Origin of the sequence: Actibacterium ureilyticum, assembly GCF_002285435.1 — a bacterium.
In the GTDB taxonomy this organism is placed as follows: Bacteria; Pseudomonadota; Alphaproteobacteria; order Rhodobacterales; family Rhodobacteraceae; genus Actibacterium_C; species Actibacterium_C ureilyticum.
Window position 1 is genome coordinate 112,276 of sequence record NZ_NSBT01000037.1, and the last position, 24,545, is coordinate 136,820.

The 24,545-nt window shown below is 64.8% G+C and carries 24 protein-coding genes; 13 read left to right on the forward strand and 11 right to left on the reverse strand.

Annotated elements, in window-relative coordinates:
* Positions 1-87: 87 nt before the first annotated feature.
* The 9 genes from CLM60_RS13435 to CLM60_RS13475 all read right to left on the reverse strand — a co-directional run bounded on the left by CLM60_RS13435 (position 88) and on the right by CLM60_RS13475 (position 9,826).
* On the reverse strand, positions 88-2,496 hold the full coding sequence (locus tag CLM60_RS13435) for an FAD-dependent oxidoreductase (RefSeq protein ID WP_095589651.1): 2,409 nt from the start codon (positions 2,494-2,496) through the stop codon (positions 88-90).
* Positions 2,497-2,925: 429 nt separating this feature from the next.
* Entirely contained in the window at positions 2,926-4,224 is a 1,299-nt protein-coding gene (locus CLM60_RS13440) for a branched-chain amino acid ABC transporter permease (RefSeq protein ID WP_095589652.1), read from the reverse strand.
* Positions 4,221-5,234 carry a branched-chain amino acid ABC transporter permease gene (locus CLM60_RS13445; protein WP_095589653.1) on the reverse strand — a complete coding sequence of 338 codons (1,014 nt, stop codon included), beginning with the start codon at positions 5,232-5,234 and terminating at the stop codon, positions 4,221-4,223. Before CLM60_RS13445 ends, CLM60_RS13440 begins: the two co-directional genes overlap by 4 nt.
* Positions 5,231-5,554 (reverse strand): hypothetical protein, encoded by a 324-nt coding sequence (locus tag CLM60_RS13450; RefSeq protein ID WP_095589654.1) that lies wholly within the window; start codon positions 5,552-5,554, stop codon positions 5,231-5,233. The genes CLM60_RS13445 and CLM60_RS13450 overlap by 4 nt, the downstream gene beginning before the upstream one ends.
* 1 nt (position 5,555) lies before the next feature.
* Positions 5,556-5,924: a hypothetical protein gene (locus CLM60_RS13455; protein ID WP_095589655.1), complete on the reverse strand. Its 369-nt coding sequence runs from the start codon at positions 5,922-5,924 to the stop codon at positions 5,556-5,558.
* 2 nt (positions 5,925-5,926) lie between these two features.
* Positions 5,927-6,637: an ABC transporter ATP-binding protein gene (locus CLM60_RS13460; RefSeq protein WP_095589656.1), complete on the reverse strand. Its 711-nt coding sequence runs from the start codon at positions 6,635-6,637 to the stop codon at positions 5,927-5,929.
* A 76-nt stretch (positions 6,638-6,713) separates the two neighbouring features.
* Positions 6,714-7,499, reverse strand: a complete 786-nt coding sequence (locus CLM60_RS13465) for an ABC transporter ATP-binding protein (protein WP_095589657.1) — start codon at positions 7,497-7,499, stop codon at positions 6,714-6,716.
* Positions 7,500-7,565: 66 nt separating this feature from the next.
* Complete coding sequence (locus tag CLM60_RS13470; protein WP_095589658.1) at positions 7,566-8,762, reverse strand: ABC transporter substrate-binding protein; 1,197 nt, start codon at positions 8,760-8,762, stop codon at positions 7,566-7,568.
* Positions 8,763-8,848: 86 nt separating this feature from the next.
* Positions 8,849-9,826 (reverse strand): GlxA family transcriptional regulator, encoded by a 978-nt coding sequence (locus CLM60_RS13475; protein WP_425427247.1) that lies wholly within the window; start codon positions 9,824-9,826, stop codon positions 8,849-8,851.
* Between the two features lie 212 nt (positions 9,827-10,038).
* Between CLM60_RS13475 and CLM60_RS13480 the strand changes: the two genes are divergently transcribed.
* Entirely contained in the window at positions 10,039-11,406 is a 1,368-nt protein-coding gene (locus CLM60_RS13480; RefSeq protein WP_095589660.1) for a class II 3-deoxy-7-phosphoheptulonate synthase, read from the forward strand.
* Positions 11,407-11,543: 137 nt separating this feature from the next.
* On the opposite strand, the gene CLM60_RS13485 is transcribed toward CLM60_RS13480, so the two are convergent.
* Positions 11,544-12,155, reverse strand: a complete 612-nt coding sequence (locus CLM60_RS13485) for a PAS domain-containing protein (protein WP_176473879.1) — start codon at positions 12,153-12,155, stop codon at positions 11,544-11,546.
* Positions 12,156-12,365: 210 nt separating this feature from the next.
* Here CLM60_RS13485 and CLM60_RS13490 point away from each other — a divergent pair, with 210 nt between their 5' ends.
* From CLM60_RS13490 to CLM60_RS13510, 5 genes are all read left to right on the forward strand, one after another.
* Positions 12,366-13,244 (forward strand): YicC/YloC family endoribonuclease, encoded by an 879-nt coding sequence (locus CLM60_RS13490; RefSeq protein ID WP_245848414.1) that lies wholly within the window; start codon positions 12,366-12,368, stop codon positions 13,242-13,244.
* 3 nt (positions 13,245-13,247) lie between these two features.
* The gene (gene gmk, locus CLM60_RS13495; protein WP_095589663.1) at positions 13,248-13,892 is read left to right on the forward strand and encodes a guanylate kinase; all 645 of its coding nucleotides are present in this window, start codon (positions 13,248-13,250) and stop codon (positions 13,890-13,892) included.
* Entirely contained in the window at positions 13,889-14,419 is a 531-nt protein-coding gene (locus tag CLM60_RS13500; RefSeq protein ID WP_095589664.1) for a gamma carbonic anhydrase family protein, read from the forward strand. Before gmk ends, CLM60_RS13500 begins: the two co-directional genes overlap by 4 nt.
* Positions 14,420-14,475: 56 nt before the next feature.
* A complete protein-coding gene (locus CLM60_RS13505) occupies positions 14,476-15,297 on the forward strand; it encodes an alpha/beta hydrolase (RefSeq protein WP_217983296.1) in 822 nt (273 codons plus the stop codon).
* Positions 15,298-15,359: 62 nt separating this feature from the next.
* Positions 15,360-16,529 (forward strand): trans-sulfuration enzyme family protein, encoded by a 1,170-nt coding sequence (locus CLM60_RS13510; protein WP_095589665.1) that lies wholly within the window; start codon positions 15,360-15,362, stop codon positions 16,527-16,529.
* Here the strand turns inward: CLM60_RS13510 and CLM60_RS13515 are convergent.
* Positions 16,526-16,903 carry a hypothetical protein gene (locus CLM60_RS13515; RefSeq protein WP_095589666.1) on the reverse strand — a complete coding sequence of 126 codons (378 nt, stop codon included), beginning with the start codon at positions 16,901-16,903 and terminating at the stop codon, positions 16,526-16,528. The genes CLM60_RS13510 and CLM60_RS13515 overlap by 4 nt on opposite strands.
* Positions 16,904-17,143: 240 nt before the next feature.
* On the opposite strand from CLM60_RS13515, the gene CLM60_RS13520 reads away from it, so the two are divergent.
* The 7 genes from CLM60_RS13520 (at position 17,144) to phoB (ending at position 24,502) form a co-directional block, all read left to right on the forward strand.
* Positions 17,144-18,184, forward strand: coding sequence for an ATP-binding protein (locus tag CLM60_RS13520; protein WP_095589667.1), 1,041 nt, complete (start codon positions 17,144-17,146; stop codon positions 18,182-18,184).
* A 161-nt stretch (positions 18,185-18,345) separates the two neighbouring features.
* On the forward strand, positions 18,346-19,386 hold the full coding sequence (locus CLM60_RS13525; RefSeq protein ID WP_095589668.1) for a substrate-binding domain-containing protein: 1,041 nt from the start codon (positions 18,346-18,348) through the stop codon (positions 19,384-19,386).
* A gap of 87 nt (positions 19,387-19,473) precedes the next feature.
* Positions 19,474-20,946: a phosphate ABC transporter permease subunit PstC gene (pstC, locus tag CLM60_RS13530; RefSeq protein ID WP_095589669.1), complete on the forward strand. Its 1,473-nt coding sequence runs from the start codon at positions 19,474-19,476 to the stop codon at positions 20,944-20,946.
* Positions 20,943-22,274 carry a phosphate ABC transporter permease PstA gene (pstA, locus tag CLM60_RS13535; protein WP_095589670.1) on the forward strand — a complete coding sequence of 444 codons (1,332 nt, stop codon included), beginning with the start codon at positions 20,943-20,945 and terminating at the stop codon, positions 22,272-22,274. Before pstC ends, pstA begins: the two co-directional genes overlap by 4 nt.
* 10 nt (positions 22,275-22,284) lie before the next feature.
* Entirely contained in the window at positions 22,285-23,082 is a 798-nt protein-coding gene (gene pstB / locus CLM60_RS13540) for a phosphate ABC transporter ATP-binding protein PstB (protein ID WP_095589671.1), read from the forward strand.
* Positions 23,083-23,093: 11 nt separating this feature from the next.
* Entirely contained in the window at positions 23,094-23,807 is a 714-nt protein-coding gene (gene phoU, locus CLM60_RS13545) for a phosphate signaling complex protein PhoU (RefSeq protein ID WP_095590701.1), read from the forward strand.
* 2 nt (positions 23,808-23,809) lie between these two features.
* On the forward strand, positions 23,810-24,502 hold the full coding sequence (phoB, locus tag CLM60_RS13550; protein WP_095589672.1) for a phosphate regulon transcriptional regulator PhoB: 693 nt from the start codon (positions 23,810-23,812) through the stop codon (positions 24,500-24,502).
* The last annotated feature ends 43 nt before the right edge of the window (positions 24,503-24,545 follow it).

Here is a 24,545-nt window from a genome sequence, read left to right on the forward strand (position 1 = left end):
AGGCAAGGGGCGCTGCCCCTCTGTCCCGGAGCAGGCTCCGGGCCATTCACCCCGGAGTATTTCGCGGAGCAATGAAGGGGGCCGGGATCAGCCACGCATCCGGGTGCCATCGGGGTCGAAAAGCGGGGTCGTGACCAGCGTGGCGTCGCGCATCTGGCCGAGGAGTTCGATCTGCACCTTCAGCCCGTCGCGCGCCATCGCGGTCGGGATCAACCCCAGCGCCACGGATGTGCCGGTGTGGTGGGCATAGCCGCCCGAGGTGCAGAAGCCCTGAACCGTGCCGTCGATCCAGATCGGCTCATGGGCGATCACGTCGGCATCGTCGGCATCGACCACAAAGGCGCAGAGTTTCCGCGCCGCGCCGCTGTCGCGTTCAGCCAGCGCCGGGCTGCGGCCGATGAAATCCACGGGTTTGTCGAAGGCGATGAACCGGTCCAGCCCGGTTTCGGCGGCGGTGTAATCGGGGCTGTATTCGCGCAGCCAGGCGCCGAAGAACTTGTCCAGACGCAGGCTCATCATCGCGCGCATGCCGAAGGGCCGCAGGCCCAGGTCCTGGCCCCGGTCCCACAGGATCTGCCACAGCGCGCGTTGCTGCATCGGGTCGCAATAGATCTCGTACCCCAGATCGCCGGTATAGCTGACGCGCTGCACGATGCAGTCGGCCATGCCCACGGTCATGCGCCGCACATCCAGGAATGCCATCGACGCCACGTCGGCGCGGGTGCAGCGCGCCAGCAGTTCGCGCGCGTTCGGCCCCGCGATCTGGAACCCCGTGCGCCGGTCCGAGATGTTTTCGACCCGCGCGCCATCGGCGGCGTTCTGCTGAAACCAGCGGTGATGCCAGGCCTGGCTGCCATAGCTGGCGGTCAGCTGGAATTCGGTATCGCTGAGGCAGGACACGGTGAAATCCCCGATCAGCCGGCCCTTGGGCGAGAGCATGGGTGTCAGGCTCAGCCGCCCCGGCGCGGGGATGCGGCCCGCCATGATCCGGTCGAGCCAGGCGCGGGCATGGGGGCCGGTCACGCGGAACTTGCCGAAATTCTGCAGCTCATTGATGCCGACGGCAGCGCGGACGGCGCGGACCTCGCGCGCGGTGGCCTCCCACGCGTTCGACCGGCGGAAGGTCGGGGTTTCATAGCGGGGTTCGTCCCCTTGGGCGAAGTAATTCACCACCTCCAGCCCGAATTGCTGGCCCCAGACCGCGCCCAGGCGATCGAAGATGTCATACATCGGCGTGGTCTTGTTGGGGCGCGCGGCGGGCAGTTCCTCGTTCGGGTAGCTGACCGAAAAGCGGTTCTGGTAATTCTCGATGATCTTGGGGTGCGAGTAGCCCGGCGTGATCCAGTCGCCGAAGCGCGCGCAATCCAGCGCGAAACTGTTCTGCGCCGGTTCGCCCTCGATCATCCATTGCGCCAGGGTCAGGCCGACGCCGCCGCCCTGGCTGAACCCCGCCATCACCGCACAGGCGGACCAATAATTCCGCACCCCCGGCACCGGGCCCACCAGCGGGTTGCCATCGGGGGCAAAGGTGAAGGGCCCGTGGATCACCCGTTTGACGCCTGCGCGTTCCAGCACCGGGAAGCGGCGATAGGCGAATTCGATGCTGGCCTCGACCTTGTCGAGATTGTCGGGCAGCAGTTCATGCCCGAAATCCCAGGGCGTGCCGTCCAGCGCCCAGGCCTCGCACGGTTTTTCATAGAACCCGATGCAGAGGCCCCGGCCTTCCTGCCGCAGGTAGCTTTCGCCGCCGGGGTCGATCACATGCGGGAATTCCGCGCCACGCTCGTAAATCTCGGGGATGTCGTCGGTCACGATATACTGGTGCGCCATCGGCAGCAGGGGGAAATAGATGCCCGCCATCGCGCCCACCTCGCGCGCCCAGAGGCCACCGGCATTGACCACATGTTCGGCATGGATCCTGCCCTTGTCGGTCACCACATCCCAGGTGCCATCGGCGCGCTGGTTGGTTTCCGTGACGCGGCAATGGGTTTCGATGCTGGCCCCGGCCAGCTTGGCGGCGCGGGCATAGGCATGGGTGGTGCCCGACGGGTCCAGATGCCCGTCCAGCGGGTCGTAAAGCCCGCCCACGACACCGTCGATATTCACCAGCTCGGCGCGCTGTTTGATCTCGGCCGGGCCCAGGATTTCGGTGTGCAGACCCATATAGCGATGCTTGGCACGCTCGGCCTTCAGCATGTCGAACCGCTCCTGGGTATCGGCCAGCGTAATGCCGCCCACATGGTGCAGGCCGCAGGACATACCGGTGATCTCTTCCAGCTCTTTATAAAGCCCGATCGTATAGCCCTGAAGCGCGGCCATATTAGTATCGCCATTCAGCGTATGAAACCCGCCCGCCGCATGCCAGGTCGAGCCGCTGGTCAGCTCCGACCGTTCCAGCAGCATCACATCCGACCAGCCCAGTTTGGTCAGGTGATAAAGCACCGAACACCCGACGACCCCGCCGCCGATGACACAGACCTGGGTGGTGGTTTTCATGGGATCGCTCCGCTGTTCTAGGGCCGCTTCCCTGCCAGCGTGGCCTTGCGGGGCGGGGCGGTCATGTCGAGTTGCGACAAATCATGTCGCTCACAAACCACCTCGCAGACACCAATAGGTGGCGCCAAAATTAATTGCATGTTAAGGTTTGTTAATTTCAGGCTTCGGGAAATTCATAATCCTCATGGCGCGCTTAGCTGTGTTAACACTTCTAATGATTGTGAATTGCGATCCGCTGTTTGCCCAACAGAGTGGTAAGGCGAGTCTCAGAACGCTTTCTGATATGATCGGTTCAACCCAACCGAGACAGATTTATCCTGCCGCGTGTTGCAAAGTCTGCCGGAAAGGCAAGGCGTGCGGCAATAGCTGCATAAGTCGAGACAAGTCGTGCCGTGTAGGTGCGGGTTGCGCTTGCGACGGCTGAATCCCTCACCGCTCCGGGATCAACCCCCTTGGGCTGAACCGCAGCACCAGCAGCAGGATCACCCCCATCGTCAGCAGCCGCATATGCGCCACGCTGTCCAGCAGGTGCGCCTTGAGCGCCGAGCCATCGGCCATGCCTGCGGTGATCAGCTGCATCAGGCCCGCGCCCAGCGGTTCGACCTGCACCCACAGGAACCAGATCAGGAACCCGCCCAGCACCGCGCCCCAGTTGTTGCCCGACCCGCCCACGATCACCATCACCCAAATGAGGAAGGTGAAGCGCAGCGGCTGATAGGTGCCGGGCGTCAGCTGACCGTCCAGCGTGGTCATCATCGCGCCCGCGATGCCGCAGACCGCGCTGCCCAGGATGAAGATCTGCAGATGCCGCTTGGTCACGTCCTTGCCCATCGCGCGGGCGGCGGTCTCGTTGTCGCGGATCGCGCGCATCATCCGGCCCCAGGGGCTGTTGAGCGCCTTTTGGCTCAGCCAGATCAGCCCCAGCAGGACGGCCGCGAACAGCCCCGCATAGCAAAGCTTCACGAACAGGGTCGAGGCCGTGACCGGGTCCAGCCCGATCTCCGTGGCCCTGTCGACAAAATCCGCGCTGTTTTGCAGATCGACCTCGTACGGGACAGGCCGGGGCAGGCCGATCACGTTCTTCACGCCGCGCGCCAGCCAATCTTCGTTCTTCAGGATGGTGATGATGATCTCGGCAATGCCCAGCGTCGCAATGGCCAGATAGTCCGACCGCAGCCCCAGCGCGGTCTTGCCGATGACCCAGGCCGCGCCCGCCGCCAGCAGCCCCCCCACGGGCCAGGCCAGCAGGATGGGCAGGTTCAGACCGCCCAGATAGCCGGTGACGGCGGGGTTCACGGCCTCGACCGCCTGCACGCCGGGGGTGAAGACGCTGCGATAGATCACGAACCCCAGCGCCAGAAACACCGGCAGGCCCAGGTTGCGCAGCCGCCCCTTGGGCAGGCGTTTCCACAACACCACCGCCGCCGCGATCCAGGCTGCGCCGATCGCCAGCCCGGCCATCACGCGCGCGCCGCCCGCCGACCAGGCCTCGGGCACCGGGGGCGTGGCGACCAGCACCGTGGCCAGCCCGCCAAGCGCCACGAAGCCCATCACGCCCACGTTGAACAGGCCCGCATAGCCCCATTGCATGTTCACCCCCAGCGCCATGATCGCTGAGATCAGCCCCATGTTCAGGATCGTCAGGGCCGCGTTCCAGCTTTGCAGAAACCCGGTGCCGATGATCAGCAGGGCGACGAGGGCAAACAGCAGCGCGTCACGGCGGGTCATACGGATTTCCCCTTGAAAAGCCCCGTGGGCCGGAACAGCAACACGATCACCAGAATGACGAAGGACACCGCGAATTTGTAATCGGTCGCCATCAGCTGGACCAATCCTTGCGGCTCCAGCCCCTCGGGCATCAGATACCCCAGCACCTTCTTGAAGGCATAGGTCACCGTCACCTCGGAATAGGCGATCAGGAACCCGCCCGCGATGGCGCCCAGCGGATTGCCAAGCCCGCCCACGATGGCGCTGGCAAAGACCGGCAGCAGAAGCTGGAAATAGGTGAAGGGCTTGAAGGTCTTGTCGAGGCCGTAAAGCGTGCCCGCAACCGTCGCCAGCGCCGCCACCAGCAGCCAAGTATACATCACCACCCGGTCGGGGTTGATGCCCGACAGCAGCGCCAGATCCTCGTTATCCGAAAACGCGCGCATGGACTTGCCCGTGCGGGTGCGGTTCAAAAACCAGAAGAGCGCCGCCACCACCAGCACCGCCGTCACCACGGTGATCAGCTGCGTGCTGCGCAGGGCCAGCCCCTCATCCAGGCCGGTCATCTCCTTGAACTCGCGCGCCCGGATCACGAAGCGCGCGCCATCGGCAAAGCGCTGGTCATCGGGGCCGATGATGAACCGCACCAGCCCGTTCATGATGAACATCACGCCCATGGACACGATCACCAGAATGACCGGCGCCGCCTTTTGCCGGCGATAGAACTGGTACACCACCTTGTCGGTCGCCAGCAGCAGCGCGCCCGTCACCGCAATCCCCACCGGCAGCGCCAGCAGGGCGGTGGGCAGCGGGTCGATGCTGACCCCCAGCGCCTGCAACCCCCAGGTCGCCAGCACCACCACCATCGTGCCAAAGGCCATCGTGTCGCCATGGGCGAAGTTCGAAAACCGCAGGATGCCATAGATCAGCGTGACCCCCAGCGCCCCCAGCGCCAACTGGCTGCCATAGGCAGTCGCGGGGATCAGGACGAAATTCGCCAGCACCACAAGGGCGTTCAACAGGTCGGTCATTCGGCGGCCTCGCATTGGCCCAGATAGGTCACGACCATGGGCGATCCGGTCATCTGTGTGCTCAGCCGCGCGCCCTCGGGCAGGTCGGTCAGCAGATAGGTCGCATTGGCATCCTGCGCGACCAGCACCGGGCCATCGGCAAAGACCACCGCCAGATCGCCGAAATCCGTGACCAGCGTGGTTCCGTCGTCCGAAATCGTCACGCTGAACTGCGTGTCGGCACAGGCCTCGGCCTCGAAGCACTCGGTGGCAAAGGTACAGTCGCGCGCCGCGGCGGGCAGGGCGGCCAGCGCCGCCAGAACGGTCAGAACAGGTTTCATCTCATCCCCCCTCCGTCGGGGCCGGGGCGTCCGATCCCCCGATGCAATGCCCGGCAAACCGCTTGCCGCGATTGCCGTAATAGGTAAAGCCGCCATCCGCGGCCAGATCCAGCCAGTGCCCGTCAAAGGCCAGCAGGCGCCAGCGGCGGCCACCTTCGACGGCCTCGCGCCGGGCGGCATAAGGCCCCTGACGGTCGATCCACAACTGCGCCCGTGCGCCTTCGGCCCGAACCTCAATCTGCAAAGTCGAGGGCGCGCACATCCGCTCGGCATCGCCCCGGCACTGGGTCTCGGCCACGCAGGTCAGCGGCGCGGCCCAGGCACCACAGGGCAGGACGGCCAGCAGCAGGATATGGCGCAACAGACGCATCCTCAGCCCCCCAGGAATGTCCGGCGAACCTCGGGGTCGGCCAACAGCGCCTGCCCGGTATCGGTATAGGCATTGCGCCCCTGCACCAGCACGTAACCGCGATCGGCGATCTCCAGCGCCTGGCGCGCGTTCTGTTCCACCATCAGGATGGAAATGCCGGTCCGCGCGACCTCGATGATGCGGTCGAACAGCTCGTCCATCACGATGGGGCTGACCCCGGCGGTGGGCTCGTCCAGCATCAGAAGCTTCGGCTGCGTCATCAGCGCCCGGCCCACGGCCACCTGCTGGCGCTGCCCGCCCGACAGCTCTCCGGCCGCCTGATTGCGCTTGTCGCGCAGGATCGGAAACAGGGTATAGACCTGCTCGATCGTGCCGCTGATATCGTCGCGGCGCAGGAAGGCGCCCATCTCCAGGTTCTCCTCGACCGTCATCGAGGTGAAGATGTTGTTCACCTGGGGCACGAACCCCATGCCCTTGGCCACGCGCGCCTGCGGGGACAGCGCGGTGATATCCTCGCCCTCCAGCCGCACCGCGCCGGTATGGATGTTCAGCATCCCGAACACCGCCTTCATCGCCGTCGACTTGCCCGCCCCATTGGGCCCCACGATCACCGCGATCTGCCCGCGTTCAACAGTCAGCGTGCAGCCATGCAGGATATCGGCGCCGCCATAACCGCCGGTCATGTTCTCGGCCGTCAGAAAGGGTTCCGTCATGGGCGCGCCCCCTTCTTCTTGGTGCAAATACTCCCGCCGGAGGCGTCCCGCCCCATCGGCCCGTGCAACATTTCGGTCATGTCGCACCCCCGGCAACCTTGTTCTTCAGCCCCGTGCCAAGATAGGCCTCGATCACCGCTTCGTTGCTCATGATCTCGTCGGCCTTGCCCTGCGCCAGCACCTTGCCCTCGGCCATCACGATCACCGGGTCGCAAAGGCGGGCGATGAAATCCATGTCGTGCTCGATCAGGCAGAAGGTATAGCCGCGCTCCTGGTTCAACCGGACAATGGCATCGCCGATGGTGTTCAGAAGCGTGCGGTTCACGCCTGCACCAACCTCGTCCAGGAACACGATCTTGGCGTCGACCATCATCGTGCGGCCCAGCTCCAGCAGCTTCTTCTGCCCGCCCGACAGGTTGCCCGCGCGTTCGTCGGCCAGATGGTCGATGGTCAGAAATTCCAGCACCTCGTCGGCCTTCGCCGCCAGCGCGCGTTCCTCGGCCGCGATCCGTCCGCGCCCGAACCAGGCGTTCCACAGCGTTTCGCCCGATTGCCCGCCCGGGACCATCATCAGGTTCTCGCGCACGGTCATGGATGAGAACTCATGCGCGATCTGGAACGTGCGCAGCAGCCCCTTGTGAAACAGCGCGTGCGGCGGCAGGCCGGTGATATCTTCGCCATCCATCGTCACCCGCCCCGAGGTCGGCGGCAACACGCCCGCGATCACGTTGAACAGAGTGGATTTGCCCGCGCCATTGGGGCCGATCAGCCCGGTGATCGAGCCCGTGGCAATCTCGATCGAGGCCCCATCAACAGCACGGAAACCGCCGAAATGGCGGTGCAGATCCTCGACTTTGATCATGTCTATCCCCTGGGTGGGCGGGCGCGGTTGGTCCGCGCCTCGCCGGTCTTCATCCCGCAAAGGCGATCAGCGATAGCCGACCGTCTTCATTTCGCCGCCCTCGATGGCGATCTCGCGATAGCTGCCGGCGGCCTCGCCCGGGCCGACCAGTTCCACCGCCGTCGCGCCGACATAGTCGATATCACCGCCATCGGCCAGGATCTGCAGCGCCTTGGCCAGCTCGCCGGGATAGATCGGCTCGCCCGGGGCGTTGGCGACATCCATGATCTTGTCCTTGTAATCGCCCGGCTCGGCGGACCCGGCCGCCTGCATCGCCAGCATGATCAGCGCCGCCGCGTCATAGCTTTCGCCGGTATAGGGCGAGCCGATGGTGATTTCCGACCCTTCGGCCAGCTTGGCGAAAGTATCGCCACCGGGGCTGTCGCTGCCCGGCAATTGCCCGAACGAGCCGTCGATATCGGCGCCGAATTTCTCGGTCAGCGCGTCGCCGATCATCCCGTCGGGCAGGACGAACGTGTCGAAGGCGCCGGTATCCAGCGCGCCCTGGATGACGCCCGGGCCGCCCTGGTCGACATAGCCCGCAACCACCAGCGCATCGCCCCCGGCCGAGGCCAGCGCGCCCACTTCGGCGGCGTAATCAGCCTTGCCATCCTCGTGCGAGGCGGTGATCGTCACCGCGCCGCCAAGCGCCTCGAACGCGGCGACGAAGCTGTCGGCCAGACCCTTGCCATAGTCGTTGTTGGTATAGGTCACGGCGACCGACTCGATGCCCTTTTCCTTGATGATCCCGGCCATCACCTCGCCCTGACGGGCATCCGACGGCGCGGTGCGGAAGAACAGGCCGTTATCCTCGGCCGCGGTCAGGCCGGGCGACGTGGACGAGGGCGAGATCATGACCATGCCGTTGGGCACCGCTACATTGGCCAGGATCGCACCGGTCACGCCGGAACAATCGGCGCCCATGATGCCCTTGACCCCATCGGCGGTGATCAGGCGTTCGGCGGCGGCCGTCGCGGCGGCGGCGTCGACACAGGTGGAATCGGCGCGCACCGGCGACACCATCGCGCCGCCCAACAGGGCGCCGGATTCCGTGACCTCGGCCATGGCCAGCTCGGCGCTGCCCGCCATCGACGGGGTCAGCGATTCAATCGGCCCGGTAAAGCCCAGGATGACGCCGATCTTGATTTCATTGGAATGGGATTCCGCCCAGGCACCTTGCGTTGCAAGCGCACCGATCGCGGTGGCCATCAGCAGCTTTTTCATCTTCGACTCCCATGGTTGTGATCTGTTTTGATCGAAGCCTAGATTGACCGATTGGAAAAGAAAAGCGGATTGCGGACGCCGTGGCGTCAGACCGACAGGCGGTTGGCCATGCTGCCCCGTTCGCGATAGGGCGTCGTGTCGTAATGCGCGCGATAGCATTTCGAAAAATGGCTGGGCGAGGCAAAGCCACAGGCCAGCGCCACGTTGATCACGCTCATATCCGTCTGCATCAGCAGGTTGCGCGCCTTTTGCAGCCGCAATTCCATGTAATAGCGTTTGGGCGAGCGGTTCAGGTACCGCCGGAACAGGCGCTCCAGCTGCCGCGTCGACAGGCCCACATCGGTGGCCAGGACCGAGGGGCTGATCGGTTCTTCCAGGTGCTGCTCCATCATCTGCACCACCTGCGCCAGTTTCGGATGGCGCACCCCGATGCGGGTGGGGATCGACAGGCGTTGCTGGTCCTGATCGGTGCGGATCGTGGAATAGATCAGCTGATCGGCCACCGCATTGGCCAGAAGCTCGCCATGTTGCGAGGCGATGAGCGACAGCATCAGGTCGATGGACGAGGTGCCGCCCGCGGTGCTGTAGCGGTTGCCGTCGACCACGAAGACCGATTTGGTCAGCTGCACCTCTTCGAAGTTTTCACGGAAACTGTCCTGATTTTCCCAGTGGATCGTGGCGCGGCGCATGTCCAGCAGCCCGGCCTCGGCCAGGGAATGGGTCGCGGTGCACAGCCCGCCCATGGTCAGCCCGCGCCGGGCCTCGCGCCGCAGCCAGTTCAGCAGCTTTTTGTCGGTGTTTTGCTGGATGTTCATGCCGCCGCACAGCAGGATCACGTCATCGCGCCCGCATTCGTCCAGCCCGCCATCCACGGCGATGGTGGTCCCGGCCGAGCTTTCGACCGGCGCGCCATCCTCGCTGACCACCCGCCAGCGGTACAGCGGGCGCCCCGACATCCGGTTGGCCAGCCGCAGCGGTTCGATCGCACAGGTGAAGCTGAGCAGGGTAAACTCGCGCAACAGGACGAAAACAAAGGTCTGGGTCTTTGCATTCGGGTCGTCGATATCGACCAGAAGTTCAGTGTCCAGTTTGCTTTTCACGACTTTCTCCGCGCCGATACCCCCACCAGCGAAATCAGGTTTAGCGGACCGGTTCAAGGGAACAGTCCCATTATCGACGGTTTTCATCCGTTCGCGACGGTTTTTTCCGGTGGCCTATTGGCCGCCGCGCCCCTATAAAGCCTAACTCTAAACACATGCAGACCGGAGTGAGAGAGATGAGCACCTGGCAAAAATCCGACTGGCGCCAGAAGCCCCGGGTTCAGATGCCCGACTATACCGACACCGCAGCGCTGAACGCGGTCGAGGCGCAGCTTTCGAAATATCCGCCTCTGGTCTTTGCCGGCGAGGCGCGCAGCCTGAAGCAGAAACTGGCCGCCGTTTCGCGCGGCGAGGCGTTCCTGTTGCAGGGGGGCGATTGCGCCGAAAGCTTTTCCGAGTTTTCCGCCGACACGATCCGCGACACGTTCAAGGTGCTGTTGCAGATGGCGGTGGTGCTGACCTATGGCGCCAAGCTGCCGGTGGTCAAGGTGGGGCGCATGGCCGGGCAATTCGCCAAGCCGCGTTCGGCGCCGACGGAAACCGTGAATGGTGTGGAACTGCCCAGCTATCGCGGCGATATCATCAACGGGTTCGATTTCACCGAAGAGGCCCGCGTGCCCGATCCGCAGCGCATGTTGCAGGCCTATACCCAGGCGGCGGCGTCGCTGAACCTGTTGCGCGCGTTTTCCAAGGGCGGGTTCGCCGACATCCACCGCGTGCATTCCTGGACGCTGGGCTTCACCGACCGGGATGAAGCACGGAAGTACCGGGAAATGGCCGAACGGATCAGCGACACGCTGGCCTTCATGTCGGCGGCGGGTGTCGATGGCGGCAATTCCAACAAGCTGTCGACGGTCGATTTCTATACCAGCCACGAGGCGCTGCTGCTGGAATACGAAGAGGCGCTGTGCCGCGTCGATTCCACCACCGGCCAGAATGTCGCCGGTTCCGGCCACATGATCTGGATCGGCGACCGCACCCGCCAGCCCGACGGCGCGCATGTGGAATTCGCCCGCGGGGTGATCAACCCGATCGGGCTGAAATGCGGGCCCAGCACGACCGAAGAGGATCTGAAGGTTCTGATCGAGAAGCTGAACCCCGAGAACGAGGCCGGTCGCCTGACCCTGATCGCGCGGTTCGGTGCGGGCAAGGTGGGCGATCACCTGCCGCGTCTGATCAAGACGGTGCGCGAGCTGGGCGCCAATGTGGTCTGGTCCTGTGACCCGATGCACGGCAACACGATCAAATCGGCCACCGGCTACAAGACGCGGCCCTTCGACAATGTGCTGGGCGAGGTGCAGGAATTCTTTGCCATCCACCGGGCCGAGGGCACCGTGGCCGGCGGCGTGCATTTCGAGATGACCGGCAAGGACGTGACCGAATGCACCGGCGGCGTGCGGGCCGTGACGGACGAGGATCTGTCGGACCGGTATCACACCGCCTGCGATCCGCGGCTGAACGCCAGCCAGGCGCTGGAACTGGCGTTTCTGGTGGCCGAAGAGCTGGCCGGTCAGGGCGACAGCGGTCAGGCCGCCGCGGTCTGAAAGTCACCACATGATTTGTGAAAGGCCGGGCGCTGTCCCGGCCTTTGGCATTTCAGGGGCAGGCGGGAGGGGCGCTGCCCCTCTGGGCCGATGGCCCATTCACCCCGGAGTATTTCGGCCAAGAAGAAGGCAATGCGTCAGCTGGGATGGGGCGCGTCGGTCCGGTCCGAGACCAGGCGCAGTTTCGGGCGCCGGGCGGGCGGGGCCGGGCGGGGCGCGAAGGGCGCGGGGTCCTCGACGAAGGCCGGGATCTGCTGCACCGGCTGGATCAAGCCACGGGTCCGAATGTCGGTGATCGTGAACCGACGCGGCGCGGTGCCCAGCTGCCCGTCGCTGACCAGGCAGCCCAGGGCGCGGTCGATCCCGGTGGCCGGGTCGTTCAGCGGCAGCAGGATCATTTCCGCCCCCAGCGCGGGCCGGCCAAGGCCGCCCTTGGCGTGCAGGGCGATGCGCAGCGTGGTCTTGCCATCGAACAGATCCTTGAGGTGCAGGGCGAATTCCGGCCGGCTTTCTGCGCCCAGCAGCGCGCTGACCGGCATGCCGCGCACATCCATCCCCATCAGGCGGTTCAGATGTTGCCCGGCCAAGCGGAAGCGGGCCATGCCCGGCGCGACCTTTTCCAGGATGAACGTATGGCCCAGGGCGCGGTCGATGCCGCGGGGGTCGATCTCGGACCTGGCGGGCATCGGGCGGCCGTCGCGCAGACCTTCCCAATAGGCTTCGACCTCGTTGTTCAGTGCAAATCGCATGCCGCCCCCATGAAACCGTGAAAACGCGATACTCGTTACATTATCCTTGCCGGACATACCCTTATCCGTATTGCCAGAAACCACATACGGGGCGGGTCGTTGTCGCACAGCCTCGGCTCTGCTAACGCTATGACAACGATCCTTGCCGTGCGGTTAATATGGCATGGTTGCGGAAAAATGGGGGGAAATGCTTCATCAATGGTTAACTCTATGACCGGATATGCCACGCAGCAGGGCGGGGCGGCGGAATTCAGCTGGACGTGGGAGCTGCGCAGCGTCAATGCCAAGGGGCTGGATCTGCGGCTGCGGCTGCCCGATTGGCTGCCGGGGCTGGAACAGGCGGTGCGGGCAGAGCTGTCGCGCACGATCGCCCGGGGCAATGTCAGCCTGTCGCTGAAGCTGACGCGCGAGGCATCGGGCGGTGCGGCGCGGATCGACCCCGCGCTGTTGCAGGCCACGCTGCGCGCACTGAAGGAGATCGAGGCCGCCGCGCGGGCGCAGGACCTGACCCTGGCCCCGGCCAGCGCGATGGACATCCACGCCGTGCGCGGGATGATGGAGGGCGGCGCCAGCGACGATGACGCGGCGGCGCTGGCCCAGACGTTGCTGGGCGAATTGCCAGGGCTGATCGACGGATTCAATCAGATGCGCGCGGGCGAGGGCGCGGCGCTGAACGCGGTGCTGGCCGACCAGCTGGGCCAGGTCGACCGCTGCGTGACCGCCGCCCGGACCGAGGCCGAGGCGCGCAAGGCCGATTGGGCGCGCACCCTGCGCGACAACCTGCAGCGGGTGTTGCAGAACAGCGATGGCGCCGATTCCGCGCGGGTCGAGCAGGAATTGGCGCTGATCGCCGTCAAGGCCGACGTGACCGAGGAGCTGGACCGTCTGGGCGCCCATGTCGGCGCGGCGCGCGATTTGCTGGCGGCAAAGGGCCCCGTGGGCCGAAAACTGGACTTCCTGATGCAGGAATTCAACCGCGAGGCCAATACCTTGTGCGCCAAAGCTCAATCAAACGCGCTGACCCGGATCGGGCTTGACCTGAAGGCGGTGATCGATCAGATGCGCGAACAGGTTCAGAATGTGGAGTAAGACATGGCCGACCGTCGCGGGCTGCTGATCATCCTGTCATCGCCATCGGGGGCGGGTAAATCGACCCTGTCGAAGCGCCTGCGGGACTGGGACCCCAGCATCCGGTTTTCGGTCTCGGCCACGACCCGCGCGCCGCGCGCGGGCGAGGTCGATGGGCAGGATTACCATTTCATGGACGAAACCGCGTTTAAGGCGCTGGTCGAAGATGCCGGAATGCTGGAGCACGCCCATGTCTTTGGCCATTACTACGGCTCGCCCCGCGCACCGGTGCAGGCGGCCATCGACGAGGGCTGCGATGTGCTGTTCGATGTCGATTGGCAGGGCGCGCAGCAGATCAGCCGCTCGCCGCTTCAGGATCATGTCTTGTCCATCTTCATCCTGCCGCCGTCGATTGCCGAGCTGCGCCGGCGTCTGGTCACGCGCGGACAGGACGCGCCCGAGGTGATCGCCAAGCGGATGAAGAAAAGCTGGGACGAGATCAGCCATTGGGACGGCTATGATTATGTGCTGATCAATGACGATCTGGATGTGACCTTTGAGCGGCTGCAAGCCATTGTCAGCGCCGAGCGGCTGAAACTGGCGCAGCAGCCGGGGATGATGGAGTTCATTCGCGGCCTGCAATCGGAATTCGAGGAGGAGGAGCAATGACCCTTTATACCCTGGACAACCACGCGCCGGTGCTGCCCGAAAGCGGAGATTTCTGGATCGCGCCGGATGCGAATGTAATCGGGCAGGTGATCGTTGGGGACGCGGCCTCGATCTGGTTCGGCTGCACGTTGCGCGGCGATAACGAGCCCATTGTGATCGGCAACGGCAGCAATGTGCAGGAAAACGTGGTCATGCACACCGATATGGGCTTTCCGCTGACCATCGGGGCCAATTGCACCATCGGGCACAAGGCGATGCTGCATGGCTGTACCATCGGCGAACAATCCCTGATCGGGATGGGGGCCACGGTGCTGAACGGCGCGAAGATCGGCAAGCATTGCCTGATCGGGGCGGGGGCGCTGATAACCGAAGGCAAAGAGATCCCCGATGGCAGCCTGGTGATGGGGGCGCCGGGCAAGGTGGTGCGGCAGCTGGACGACAAGGCGATCGCGGGGCTTCTGGCCTCGGCCCGGCATTACCAGGAAAACATGCGCCGGTATCGCGGTGGCCTGACCGCCATCGGTTGAGCGACGGAAAGCGCGGGCGGGGACGTGACAGGCCCGGATAAGAACGGAGCCGTGCCATGATCCGCCAACTGATCCTGATCTGGATGCTTGTCCTGCCCGGGGCGCTTTGTGCCGGGCCGGATCGGGTGTTGCGCGATGTGGCCTATGGCCCCAACCCGGCGCAGCGGATGGATGTCTATCTGCCGCCCGCGCCGACGAAAGCGCCCATTCTGGTGATGCTGCATGGCGGCGGCTGGCGGTTCGGCGACAAGGGCGCGCCGGCGGTCTGGCAGGGCAAACAGGCGCACTGGGGCGCGCGCGGCTATATCGTGGTGTCGGTCAACACCCGGCTGCTGCCAGAGGCCGATCCGCTGGCACAGGCCCGGGATCTGGCGCGTGCCGTGGCCCATGTTCAGGCGCGGGCGGCGCGCTGGGGCGGGGATGCGGGGCGGCTGGTGCTGATGGGCCATTCGGCGGGGGCGCATCTGGCGATGCTGATCAGCGCCGATCCCAAGGATTTCGCGGAAACCGGGCTGCGGCCCTGGCGGGCGACGGTTGCGCTGGACAGTGCGGCGGTGGATGTGGCGGCGCTGATGGCGGACCGGCCCCGGCGGCTGCACCGCGCGGCCTTTGGTGACGATCCGGCCTTTTGGCGGGCGACCTCACCCGTGGCGCAGCTGTCGCGGCGGGCGGTGCCGGCGCTGGTGGTCTGTTCGACGAAACGGCGCCTGTCCTGTCCCGCCGCACAAAGCTATGCGCGCGCCGCCGGGGCGGTGGGCGCGCGGGCGACGGTGTTGCCCGTGGCGCTGCGCCATGGCCCGATCAACAGCGAGATGGGCCGCGCGGCGGACTATACCGGCGCGGTCGACCGGTTCCTGCGCGCACAGGGGCTGCCCTGAGCCCTTGCGTCCGGGGGCGGGATGCGCTCAGGTGCGGATCTGCCCGACAGAAAGGACCGCGCATGACCCGAACCAATCGCCCCGACTGGCCCGCCAGCATCTCCAGCCCGCTGGTCAATCCGATCCAGCCCTCGGTCGTTTATCGCGCGGGCTCGCCCGACGATCTGGACGCGCAATATGCCGGTGAGACCCAGGGCTACACCTATGCGCGCGAGGGGCACCCCAATGCCAGCGCCCTGGCGGGGATGATCGACCGGATGGAAGGGGCCGAGGGCGGGATCGTCACCGGCTCGGGCATGGCGGCGGTCAGTGCGGTGTTGCTGGGCTGTCTGCAGGCGGGCGATCACGTCATCGGGGGCGACCAGCTTTACGGCCGCACGCTGCGGCTGATGCAGCAGGACCTGCCGCGGCTGGGCATCGCGACCACGCTGGCCGACAGCACCGATGTGGGGGCGGTGCGCGCGGCGCTCCGGCCCGAAACCCGGATGATCGTGATCGAGATCGTGTCGAACCCCACGCTGCGCCTGGCGGATCTGGCCGGGCTGGCCGCGCTGGCGCAAGATGCGGGCGTGCTGCTGGTGGTCGACAATACCTTTACCACCCCGCGTGCGATCCAGCCGCTGGCGCATGGGGCCGATATCGTGCTGCATTCGGTCACCAAGCTGCTGGCGGGCCATTCCGATGCGACGCTGGGCTATGTCGCCGCGCGCGATCCCGAGCTGCGGCAGAAGATCACCGATCTGGCGGTGACCATGGGCCTGACCGCCAGCCCGTTCGATTGCTGGCTGGCCGAGCGCGGCTTGCTGAGCTTCGAGCTGCGCCATGACCGGGCCCAGGCGAATGCCGCGGCGCTGGCGGCGTTTCTGGCCGATCAGCCGGGGGTGAAGCGGGTGCTGTACCCCGCGCGGCCCGACCATCCCGACCACAACCGCGCGGCGCAATTGCTGGGCGAGCACCCCGGCAACATGGTCAGTTTCGAGGTCGCGGGCGGGCGCGATGCGGCCAATGCGCTGGTGCGTGCCTGTCCCGAAATCGCCTTTGCCCCCACGCTGGGCGACGTTTCAACCACACTGTCGCACCCCGCGTCCAGCTCGCACCGGGCGCTCAGCCCCGAGGCACGGGAAGCCATCGGCATCAGCGAGGGGTTCTTTCGGATTTCGGTGGGGATCGAACCGGCCGAGCAGTTGGTCGACCGGTTCGGACGCGCCGTCGCCGCCGCCGCGCAGGGTTAATGCGGGGCGCGGCGAATCAATTCGACCTGCAGATCGGGGCTGATCGTCCTGATCTCGCGCTCGACGATCTCGGGCCGGGGCAGGGCAGGCGCCACCACCAGCAGCTTGCCCATGTATCCGGCCCGGTCCAGCTCGTATGCCAGATCCAGCGCGTCGAACTGTTCGCTGACCAGCGGCGCGATCACGCATTCCGCCCAAGGCGCCAGCGCCAGCGCGGCGTGGATCAGCGCAAAAGGCAGCGATTCCAGTCGGATATCGGCATCGATGCGGCCCTGTCGGGACAGTTCGGCCTCGCTCATGCCGACCAATAGCCCGATGGATTGCAGGGCGGTCTGGCCAGGCAGTTCATTCAGGCATGTGGGCGATTTCATCATGGTCGGACGGCTCTTCACTGATCTCTGGGACGTAACGATGGGTACGGTTCAAAACTGACACAAAAGACAACTCCAACCTAACCAAAAGGACAGGTTTTTTTCAACATATCCAGAAAGTCGTTAACATTCGTTCAAAATGCGGCCGAAATTATGTCGCCAGCCCGGGACTGTCCCGCGTTTACAATCAATCGTCGCTGTCCCTAAGTTGCGCGCGATTCCAACAAAGGTGCCGCGACAGCCATGACCCCGGACGATCTGAAAGCCCTGTTGACCGCCCTGCCGATGCCGATCGTGGTGATCGACAGTACCGAACGCGTGGTGGCGATGAACACCGCCGCGGGCGAGATGTTCGGCACCGCGGGCGAGGGGCGCCATTATGTGACCGTGCTGCGCCAGCCCGAAATCCTGGATTGCGTCGAGGAATGTCTGCGCCTGCGCCAAAGCCGCAACCTGCGTTATCTGACCAGCGCGATGACCCGCGAGCTAACCTTTGACGTGACCGCGCGGCCCTGCACGCTGTCGGATTGGGACGGTGTGGTGCTGAGCTTTGACGATATCTCGGACCGGCAGCAGGCGGGGCAGATCCGGCGCGATTTCGTGGCCAATGTCAGTCACGAACTGAAAACCCCGCTGACCGCGCTTCTGGGGTTCATCGAAACGCTGAAGGGCCCGGCGCGCAACGATGCGGGCGCGCGCGACCGGTTCCTGTCGATCATGGAGCGCGAGGCCTTTCGCATGGACCGGCTGGTGCGCGATCTGTTGTCGCTCAGCCGGGTGGAAAGCGAAGAGCGCATCCGCCCCGACCAGCGGATCGACGTGGTGGGGCTGGTGCAATCATCGATCCAGCCGCTGCTGCCGCTGGCACGGGAATCCGGCATTTCGGTCGATGTGACCGGCGATCTGGCCCCGTGCGAGGTGCGTGGCGATGCCGATCAGCTGACCCAGATCTTCACCAACCTGGTTGAAAACGCGATCAAATACGGCCCCCGTGGCACCAGCGTCACGATCCGCATCACCCGGTCCGAGCGCGAGCTGGCCTTTCGCGGGCCGGGCATCACCATCGACGTGATCGACGATGGCGACGGGATCGACCCGGTGCATATCCCGCGCCTGACGGAACGGTTCTATCGCGTTGACAGCCACCGCTCGCGCGAGATGGGCGGCACCGGTCTGGGGCTGGCGATCGTCAAGCATATCGTCAACCGCCACCGGGGCCGGTTCCGAATCGAAAGCGCCAAAGGGCAGGGGAGCCGCTTTTCCGTGATGCTCCCCGTCGCCTAGACAAATATTTCTTTTGTTTATTTCCCCAACGTTAATTCAGGTAAACGGCGTGTGTCATATTTCTGTTACGTAAGTGTCACAAAAGCATAGTGCGACAAAGCTAGGACCCGCCCCGTGGCCCCCGTTCCGAGGGGCCGACGAAAAGACATCAGGAGCTTTATATGTCCTTTGTGAAACTGACCGCCTCGGCACTGGCGATCGCTGCCGTTTCCGCAACCGCTGCCGCCGCGCGTGACAACGTGCAGGTCGCCGGTTCGTCGACCGTTCTGCCCTATGCGTCGATCGTCGCCGAAGCCTTTGGCGAAAACACCGATTTCCCGACGCCGGTCGTTGAATCGGGTGGCTCGTCGGCCGGTCTGAAACGGTTCTGCGAAGGCGTCGGCGAAAACACCATCGACGTGGCCAATGCCTCGCGCAAGATCCGCGACAAGGAAATCAAGGCCTGTGCCGATGCCGGCGTGACCGACATCATCGAAGTGCGCATCGGCTATGACGGGATCGTCTTCGCCTCGCAGAAGACCGGCCCGGCCTTCACCGCGTTCGAACCCGCCGACATCTTCAACGCCCTGGGCGCGAAGGTTCTGAAAGACGGCGCCATCGTCGAGAACCCCTATAGCACCTGGGCCGAGTTCAACGCCGAACTGCCCGACGTGGAAATCGCGGGCTTCATCCCCGGCACCAAGCACGGCACCCGTGAAGTGTTCGAGGAAAAGGTCCTGCTGATCGGCTGTGAAGCCACCGGCGCGATGAAGGCCATGATCGACGGCGGCATGTCCGAAGACGACGCCGAAGACGCCTGCCTGGACGTGCGCCAGGACGGCAAATCGGTCGATATCGACGGCGACTATACCGAGACCCTGGCGCGGATCGACGCCAACCCGAACGGCATCGGTGTCTTTGGCCTGGCGTTCTATGAGAACAACCAGGACAAGCTGAAGGTTGCCACCATGTCGGGCGTCCAGCCGGAAACCGCGACCATCGCATCGGGCGAATACCCGGTCTCGCGCCCGCTGTACTTCTATATCAAGAAGGCGCATATCGGCGTGATCCCCGGCCTGAAGGAATACGCACAGTTCTTCATCTCGGACGAGCTGGCCGGCCCCAGCGGCCCGCTGGCCAACTATGGCCTGGTGTCGGACCCCGAGCTGGCCGCGACCCAGCAGATGGTCAATGACGAAGTGCCCATGGGCCAAGGCATGTAATCCGGACCACGGATTTTACCGGGGGCGGCCTATTTCGCCGCCCCCGTCACGCTTTTAGGCCATTTTCAACTTTCGGACGGGGGGCAAATGCCTGTTTTCTGGCTAATCGTCATCGTGCTTGCCATCGCGGCGGCGGGATATTTTCTGGGGCGCGCCCGCGCGCTGTCCAGTGCGGGCGGGGATATCCGCAAGCTGCATTCGCTGCCGTCCTATTACGCGTGGAACGTCGCGATGAAGGTGGTGGTTCCGGCGGTCGGGCTGCTGATCGTGTGGCTGCTGGTGCAGCCGCTTTACGTCAACAACGCCGCGTCGCGGATGATCCCCGACACCCAGATCACCCAGGGGTCGTCGCGCAACCTGATGATGGCCGAGGTCCGCCGCGCGGCCGAGGGGCTGGACAATGCCGTCGCCGCCGGGGCGATCGACGAACGCTTTGCCCGCAACGCCCGGGCCGATTTCAACGACGTGACCCAGCGGCTGAAGGATGCGGGCCAGATCGTGACCGCGACCATCACCCAGCCGGTGCTGCGCGCGGCGCAACGTTATCGTGTGCTCAGCGCCACGGGCCGGATGATCATGGCCGGGGCGGTAATCGCGCTGGCGCTGGCCGGGCTGCTGCTGGGGCTGAAGGAAAGCCATGCCGATTTCCGCGCCCGCAACGTGGTGGAAAAGGGCATCCGCTGGCTGCTGATCGCGGCGGCCTCGATCGCGGTGCTGACGACCATCGGCATCCTACTGTCGCTGATCTTCAACACGGTGGAATTCTTCCGGCTGTACCCGGCGCGCGACTTCTTCTTTGGCACGTCCTGGGCGCCCAGCTTCTCGGGCCGGGGGGGCAGTTCGGACCTGGGGGTGATCCCGCTTCTGTGGGGCACGTTCTATATCTCGATCGTGGCGCTGGCCGTGGCGGTGCCGATCGGGCTCTTTGCCGCTGTCTATCTGTCGGAATATGCCAGCCCGCGCATCCGCGCCGTCGCCAAGCCGATGATCGAGGTTCTGGCCGGCATTCCCACCATCGTCTATGGCCTGTTTGCGCTGCTGACGGTCGGGCCGCTGTTGCTGAGTGTTTTCGGCGATGACGGGCTGGGCTGGATGAAGGCGGGCACCGCCGTGATGACCGCCGGTCTGGTGATGGGCATCATGCTGATCCCGTTTGTCAGCTCGCTGTCGGACGACATCATCAACGCGGTGCCGCAGGCGATGCGCGACGGGTCCTATGGGCTGGGCGCGACGAAATCGGAAACCATCAAGCAGGTGGTGCTGCCCGCCGCGCTGCCGGGGATCGTGGGCGCGATCCTGCTGGCGGCCAGCCGCGCCATCGGCGAGACCATGATCGTGGTGCTGGGGGCAGGGGCCGCGGCCCGGCTGAGCCTGAACCCGTTCGAGGCGATGACCACCGTGACCGCCAAGATCGTCAGCCAGCTGACCGGCGACGCCGATTTCGCCTCGCCCGAGGCGCTGGTGGCCTTTGCCCTTGGCATGACGCTGTTCGTCCTGACGCTGGGGCTGAACATCTTCGCGCTTTACATCGTGCGCAAATACCGGGAGCAGTACGAATGACCGACGCAAGCCTCAATTCGCCGGCGGCGTCCGGCCCGTCGCAATCCCTGCACAAGCTGGACGCGCGCACCAAGAAGCGCAACGCGGCCGAGGCGCGGTTCGAGGCCTATGGCCTGGTCGCGATCCTGATCGGGTTGTTCTTCCTGGCGGTGCTGGCCTTTGCCATCGTCCGTTCGGGGCTGCCGGCCTTTACCAAGACGGTGCTGGATGTCGAGATGAATGTCTCGCAACAGGATTTCGACGCCGCCGAAAGCCAGTTGTTCAAGACCAAGGCCTATGCCGGGCTGTTCAGCAAATCGCTGCAGGCGCAGTTGACCGAACAGGGCGTCACCGCGCCCTTCGACGATGCCGCCATCGAACGGATCGCGGGCAAGGTCGGCGGCACGATCCGCGAGTTCTATCGCGAGAACCCGGGCCAGCTGGGCCAGCCGGTATCGTTCGAACTGGCCGCCGCCAGCCGCGTGGATGGCTATTTCAATGGCCGCGTGACCCGCGACACCCTGACCGAAAGCCGGTTCCTGATGCTCAGCGATCTGGATCTGGCCGACGCGCTGAAAGAGGCGGGGATCGTGCGCAACGCGTTCGACTGGAACTTCATCACCGGCGCGGATTCGGGCGTGGACAATCCCGGCGGGGCAGGGATCGGCGCATCGGTCGTCGGCTCGTTCTTCATGATGCTGGTGGTGCTGGTGCTGTCGCTGCCCATCGGGGTCGCGGCGTCGATCTATCTTGAGGAATTCGCGCCGCAGAACCGCATCACCGACCTGATCGAGGTGAATATCTCGAACCTGGCCGCCGTGCCGTCCATCGTGTTCGGCATCCTGGGTCTGGCCGTGTTCATCCAGTTCATGCACCTGCCGCAATCGGCGCCGCTGGTGGGTGGTCTGGTGCTGACGCTGATGACGCTGCCCACGATCATCATCTCGACCCGTGCGGCACTCAAGGCCGTGCCGCCCAGCATCCGCGACGCGGCGCTGGGGGTCGGGGCCAGCAAGATGCAGGCGGTCTTTCACCATGTGCTGCCGCTGGCCATGCCCGGCATCCTGACCGGCACCATCATCGGGCTGGCACAGGCGCTTGGCGAAACCGCGCCGCTTTTGCTGATCGGGATGGTGGGCTTTGTCGCCCGCGGCTATCCCGACGGGTTCCTGCAAGGCTTTGTCGAGCCGAACTCTGCCATGCCCGCGCAGATCTATACCTGGGCCGCCCGTGCCGATGTGTCCTTTTACGACAAGGCCTGGGGGGGCATTATCATCCTGTTGCTGTTCCTGCTGACCATGAACATCATCGCAATCATCCTGCGCCGCCGGTTCGAGCGCCGCTGGTAAGGAGCCGACCATGAACGACATGCGAAAATTGGAGAGGGAAGTGGACACCAAGGCCCTGAAAATCTCGGCGCGCCAGTGCCAGGTCTATTACGGTAACAACCACGCGATCAAAGACGTCGACATCGATATCGAGGACAAGACCGTCACCGCCTTCATCGGGCCGTCGGGCTGTGGCAAGTCGACCTTCCTGCGCTGTCTGAACCGGATGAACGACACGATCGACATCTGCCGGGTCGAAGGCGATATCCGCCTGGACGGCGAGGATATCTATGACCCCAAGGTCGACCCGGTGCAGCTGCGCGCCAAGGTGGGCATGGTGTTCCAGAAGCCCAACCCGTTCCCTAAGTCGATCTATGACAACATCGCTTATGGTCCGCGCATTCACGGGCTGGCCAAGAACAAGGCCGAGCTGGACGAGATCGTCGAGAAATCCCTGCGCCGCGGCGCCATCTGGGACGAGGTCAAGGACCGCCTGCATGCGCCGGGCACCGGCCTGTCGGGCGGCCAGCAGCAGCGCCTGTGCATCGCCCGCGCCATCGCGACAGAGCCCGAGGTCCTGTTGATGGACGAGCCGTGCTCGGCCCTGGACCCGATCGCCACCAGCCAGGTCGAGGAGCTGATCGACGAGCTGCGCACCAATTTCTCGGTCGTGATCGTCACACACTCGATGCAGCAGGCCGCGCGCGTCAGCCAGAAAACCGCGTTCTTCCACCTGGGCAACCTGGTCGAATACGGTGAAACCGGCCAGATTTTCACCAATCCCAGCGATCCGCGCACGGAAAGCTATATCACGGGCCGTATCGGCTGATGGAGGTCAACATGCCCGATCAAAAGCACATCGTGTCGTCCTATGACAACGATCTGGAAGCCATCCAGGCGATGATCATGAAAATGGGCGGCCTGGTCGAAGCGGCGATCCTGTCGGCGGCCAATTCGCTGGAAGCACGCGACGAGGAGCTGGCCGAACAGGTCCGCGAGAACGACCGCGCCATCGACGCGCTGGAAGAACAGGTGAACGAGGAATGCGCGCTGCTGCTGGCCCGCCGCCAGCCCATCGCATCCGACCTGCGCACCGTTCTGACGGTGATGAAGATCAGTGCCAATCTGGAACGCATCGGCGATTATGCCAAGAACATGGGCAAACGCACCAGCGTGCTGGTCCAGATGCAGCCCATCGAAGGCGCCGCCGGGGCGATCCGGCGGATGGCCAAGACGGTCGAGGGGATGCTGAAGGACGCGCTGGACAGCTATATCCAGCGCGACCCCGAGCTGGCGATGGATGTGCGCCTGCGCGACCACGAGGTCGACCAGATGTACAACGCGCTGTTCCGCGAATTCCTGACCTTCATGATGGAAGACCCGCGCAACATCACCGCCTGCATGCACCTGCATTTCATCGCCAAGAACATCGAACGCATGGGCGACCATGTTACCTCGATTTCCGAACAGGTGATCTATCTGGTGACCGGCGAAGTGCCGGGCGAGGGGCGTCCGAAGGTCGAAGGCGCCATGTTTACCGAGGCTGACGACTGACCATGAGCGCCGCAGAACAACCCACCGTGCTGGTGGTCGAAGACGAACCCGCACAGCGCGAGGTTCTGGCCTATAACCTCGAAGCCGAAGGGTTTCGCGTCAATCGCAGCGAAAACGGCGATGACGCGCTGCTGCTGGTGGACGAGGACAAGCCCGACATCATCGTGCTGGACTGGATGCTGCCCGGCGTGTCGGGGATCGAGATCTGCCGCCGTCTGAAAAGCCGGTCGGAAACCCGCAACATCCCGATCATCATCCTGTCGGCCCGGTCCGAGGAGGTCGACCGCGTGCGCGGCCTGGAAACCGGCGCCGACGATTACGTGGTGAAACCGTATTCCGTGGTCGAGCTGATGGCGCGTGTCCGGGCCCAGCTGCGGCGCACGCGGCCAGCATCGGTCGGTGAACGGCTGGAGTTCGAGGACATCCTGCTAGATGCCGAAACCCACAAGGTGTTCCGCAACGGCAAGCTGCTGAAGCTGGGACCGACGGAATTCCGGCTGCTGAGCACCTTCATGGAAAAACCCGGCCGCGTCTGGAGCCGCGAGCAATTGCTGGACCGGGTTTGGGGGCGTGACATCTATGTCGACACGCGCACGGTCGATGTCCATATCGGACGGCTGCGCAAGGCGCTGTGCACCCATAACGGCAGCGATCCGGTCCGCACGGTCAGGGGGGCTGGCTACGCTCTGGGCTGATTCCGATAATCAGTATTATGTTGTTTATCCACATAGGCGGATA